3 protein-coding genes are annotated in these 4,479 nt (G+C 64.9%); 1 reads left to right on the top strand and 2 read right to left on the bottom strand.

All coding sequences use genetic code 11. From position 1 onward, the window contains the following. Positions 1-1,621 (top strand): protein kinase domain-containing protein (locus VFB18_RS12645; RefSeq protein ID WP_324975791.1); only part of this gene is annotated, 1,621 nt, incomplete at its 5' end. On the opposite strand, the gene VFB18_RS12650 is transcribed toward VFB18_RS12645, so the two are convergent. Both VFB18_RS12650 and VFB18_RS12655 read right to left on the bottom strand, forming a co-directional pair. Further along, complete coding sequence (locus tag VFB18_RS12650; RefSeq protein WP_324975795.1) at positions 1,566-3,392, bottom strand: trypsin-like serine peptidase; 1,827 nt, start codon at positions 3,390-3,392, stop codon at positions 1,566-1,568. The two genes, VFB18_RS12645 and VFB18_RS12650, sit on opposite strands and share 56 nt — an antisense overlap. Positions 3,393-3,434: 42 nt before the next feature. After that, positions 3,435-4,479: hypothetical protein (locus VFB18_RS12655; RefSeq protein WP_324975798.1), on the bottom strand; the 1,045-nt coding region annotated here is incomplete at its 5' end.

The following is a 4,479-nucleotide window of genomic DNA, read 5'->3' on the forward strand; positions in this document are numbered from 1 at the left end:
CGCGGCCATCGCCGCCAAGGATTATGGCGAGCTGTCCCATATCGCACGCGAGGCGAGCGTGGTTTACGCCTGGCGCGGCAACGACCGCTCCGCCGCGCTCGAGCTGCTGCAATCGCTTGCCTTCGCCTCGATCCAGGACAACCGGGCCGCACTGTCCCGCGCGCTCGCCGAGACCGGACGCATCGAGCTCGAGGGCGGACGCTATGAGCGCGCGGCGATGCTGTTTCGCGAGATTGCCAAGAGTGCCGCCAAGGATCTCCCGATGCGTCAAGCGCAGAGGCTCAAGGTGAACTTCTGCCAGGCGCTGAACCGGACCGGAAATGCCGATCAGGCTCTGGCAATCGCCCGCCAACTGAAGTCGGAGCTTCCCGCCGAGGAAACGCGTCTCTCCTTTCTCGTCCGCATCGAGGAGGCGCGCGGCTTTGCGGCGCGCGGGCAATTCGCGGAGGCCGAGACGAGTCTCGTCGAGGCCGAAACCTCTCTCGCCGATGCGAGCGACAATTTCAGGCGCCTCGAATATCTCGAGGCCAAGGGCGAGCTCGCCCTGCTCAAGGGCGATAGCGAAGCTGCCGAAATGCTTGCGCAGGTGGCGAGCGAGTTCGCCGAGCAGGATTTGATCGCGCGCGCCGCCATTGTGCGGGTTAAGCTCGCGAACGCGCTGTTCAAAGCGGGCAGGGACGAAGAGGCGCGCGAGGCACTCGCGCTCGCGCTCCGCAGCGCGATCGCCGCCGACCTCGGCGAGCTTGCCGATCGCATCCGCTCCGACATGATGAAAAGCGACGGCGGCAAGCATCTCAAGGAGCTTGCCGAGGACATAGAGTCGATCGGCGGAGGCGCCGGCGTTGCGCGGCGCTTTATCATGCTCGGCCATCTTGGAGGGGGAGGCGGCGGGCAGGTCGACCGCGCGCTCGACCTCAATGACGGAGAGCAGGTCGCTCTGAAGAAAGTCGATCTCGCCGCCTATAGCGCCGAGCAGCGAAGGCGAGCGATCGACTCGGTCAGGGCCGAATATGCCTGCGCGCTTTCGCTCACCCATCCCGGCGTGGCCCGCGTGCGCGATCTTCTCATCGATCCCAAAGGGGCGATCTACATCGTGCAGGAATTCATCGACGGCCCGACCCTGCGCAAGGCCCTCGTCCAAGAGACTCCGCACGAGCAGCTGCTCGGCTATCTCGCCGGCGTCGCCGATGCGCTCGCGGCGCTTCACGCCAAGGGCATCGTGCATCGCGACGTGAAGCCGGAGAACGTGGTGCTGCGCGAGGGAAGCTCGGCCGTGCTGATCGATCTCGGCATTGCTCTGGTTGCTGGTTCGCAAGATGGCCTCGCGCGGATGGGGACGCCGCCTTACATGGCGCCGGAACAGAAGGGCGAAGGAGCGGTCGATGGGCGAGCGGACATTTACGCCCTCGGGCAGATGATCGCCGAGATTTTCGGCGGCAAGCTTCCCCCCAAGCTCTCGTTCGGTTCATTCGGGCAAAGGCCGCAAGACATGCCGCCCGCGCTCGGCAAGCTTGTGCGTCTGATGCTCAAGGAGGATCCCGAGCGAAGGTTTGCCGATCTCAAGGTCATTGCTGAGACGCTGCGGGGCGCGAGTCTGCCTGAGGCGTCTCAGACGTCTTAGGCTCGGCCCAGATGAATTGGTGAAGAGAGAACTTGGCCGGCAGGCGCGTGAGGCTCCAGACCGTGACGTCGAGCTTGGTCGGCTCGGTTACCGTCACCCAGGCGGTCGGGGCCTGAGACGGCTCGTGCGATTGCCGGTCGTCCTTGGCGTCGCCCAGGAACTCGCCGGTCCCCGATTTCTTGACGTTGATGGCGATCGGCACGCCGCTCTCGGCATCGGCGATGAAGCCGTAGATCTGGCTGGGCACGGCGTCGACGGTGAAAGTCTGTTGCACGAGCTTGATGGCCTTGCCGTCGCCGGGGTTGAGCTCGCCATCGTCGATCAGCGTCTTTTCCTCGCCCTCGCCCACCTTGTAGCGGGACGCGGCGAGGTCCTTGAAGGCCGCAAGCGCGATGTCGAACAGATTGTCGAACTGGGCCTTCATCTTGTCCCAATAGGCGCGGTCGGTGTCGGCCACTTTGCGCGCGCCGCCCGCCTCGAGCTCTCTGAGGAGATCGACGCGCTGGGCGTAGTTGATCTGTACCGCGTTGGACATGCGCACCTTCCCGCCGTCTCCGGCGCTGTCGATGACGTTGGTGTTGCCGCCGTTGACGATGCCGATGACCTTGCCGCGCGCGTCGATGAGGGGCGAGCCGCTCGCGCCGCCGGTCACCGGCACGCTGTGCTGGATCAGGAGCGCATTGGCGGGATCGGCGCGGCTCATGAACACATCGGTCAAGGAGCTGATGAAGCCGAAATGGAGCACGGGCGGCGCCTTGGTCGCGGTCGCCGATCCCTTGATGTTCTCGTAAGGGAAGCCGGCGGAAGCGACCGCCATGCCGGGGGCAAGCGCTTCGAGCTCGTCTTGTGAGGCAAGCTCGAGCGTCACGGGCTGACCGGTCTTGGCATCGACGGGAAGGGGGGTCGAAGGATCGATCTCGATGATGCCCACGTCGTACTCGTTGATGAGGTCGAGCGGGGTGAACTTGCCGTAGCGGCTCGTCCCGAGCGTTTGTTTGAAGTTGCCGAAATCGAGGTAACCGGGATGCGAGACGACCCCCTTGATCTTGATGTGCGTGCCGTCGGGCGCGACGAGGAAGAACTCATCCTCGTGGCCCATGATCGCTTGCGTGACGTGGGCGTTGGTGGCGAGCAGGTTCGGCGCGAAGGCCCAGGCGGTCGCCTCGGGCAGAGGCTTGCCGTCTTCGTCCTTGGCGACGAGATAGACCGCGGCCTCGAGCCGGGCGAGCGTAGCTTCGGAAAATTCCTTCTCGGCGCGCGCGGCCGCGGCGGCGTTGGCGGCAGCGATTTGCTCTTCGAGAGTGGTGCTCGTGTAGTAGTTGAACGCAAAGAGAGCCACGAGAACTGTCACCAGCGCCCCAAAACCAATGGCGACGCGCGAGGTAAGTCTGCTGGTCGCGGTGGACATCGTGTCCTGTAGACCCGTCTCCGGCAACTCCTCGGTCGCCTTAGGTCTTTCAATCTCGACCTTGAAAGCAGGACCGTCTTTGTTGCCGAGCCTGAACTCACTTTCCGATTTCACCAGCATGTCGTTCTCGGCGGGCACGCCGTTGATCGCGACGTAGCCTTTGCCGAACAATTCAGTGTGATAGTCGCCAGACGCCATGCGTCTGAGCTGGAAATGCTTACGGCCGATTACAGTGAACTCGGGCGGATAGATCACTTGCGCCGCTTCGCGGTCGCGTCCGAAAAGGATCGTGTCGACGCGATCGTCGAAACGCTGCTCCTGACCCTTCAGCGGCCCTTCGAGGTGTTTGATGGTGATGGACATGGCAGGGTCTCGTTGACGCGCTGAGGACAATCTCGGATCGAATTACGGCGACTTGGGTCCGTCGAGCGGAGGCACGCGTCCGCGCGAGGTCCATTCGGCCGTGAACACGGGAAGCGTGGGGCGGCTTCTGATCGCCTGTTTCTCGCTCTCTTCCGAGGCCGGCTGAACCTCGGCGCGGCCGACCGGGATCAACAGGATATCCTCGCCGAGGTCGAACTTGGCTTGCGCGGCGAAAGCCTCGGTCGCAAGCACGCAGTCGGTGGGAAGGCCCGGGAAGTCGTCGGCGGATTGCAGGTGCGCAATCAGCTTCTTGTCGGGCTTGAGCTTCGCGCTCCGCACGAGGCCAAAGTCGCAAATGACTCTCAGCGCCCGCTTGGCCTCGCGCGCGGCCTTGACGGCGTCGCGGCCTAAGTCGAGCGCCTCCTCGGTCGATCGGGCGATGAGACAAAGGCCGCGCCGTCCGTCGCGATGGGTGCGCTCGATCGCATCGCGGCCCTTGCTCACTGCCTTGAACAACCGGTCGAGCGCGCCGTTTCCGTTCTTGAGGGCGGACGCGGCATCCCACAGGAACACGACGGGCCCGAAAGCGGCGAGTTCGCCCTCGCGTTGCTCGCGGGTTGCGCGAGGATGCGGATAGACGATCAAATCGAAGGCGCGGCCGTGCGCGCGCCAGTCGTCAAGCACGCGATTTGCACCGCCGAGCGTGTCAGGAACGGTCCCATCGGCGACGACGAGCAGCCGGCAGCTCGTCTGCAGCGTCGCCGCCCGCTGTAGGGCGCAGCCCGCGGCGTAGCGGAAGGCATAGAAGAAACAGGCATCGAGATCGCGTTCGGCCGGCTCGCTCGGATCCATGATGGTCAACGAGCGCACGCCCTGCGATTCGAGGATGGCGCGGAAACGCTTCTCCCACTTGCCAGGCCGGTCGGCGGGATCGCCGATCTTGACCGAAGTCTCGATGAAGCGCTCGGTCGGGAAGGGCAGCACGACGTCGAGCTCGGCGCCCGAGGCGAGCGCGATCTCGGCGAGGATGATGTCGGTGCCGGAGGCGAGCGCGCCGTAGACGATGCCGGCATTGTGCTCGGCCATC

The organism is Methyloceanibacter sp., assembly GCF_035650995.1.
Lineage (GTDB): Bacteria > Pseudomonadota > Alphaproteobacteria > Rhizobiales > Methyloligellaceae > Methyloceanibacter.

What these genes read in the sequence shown, in the direction of transcription:
- VFB18_RS12650 (WP_324975795.1), bottom strand. Translation starts at nt 3,392, where the DNA reads ATGTCCATCACCATCAAACACCTCGAAGGGCCGCTGAAGGGTCAGGAG.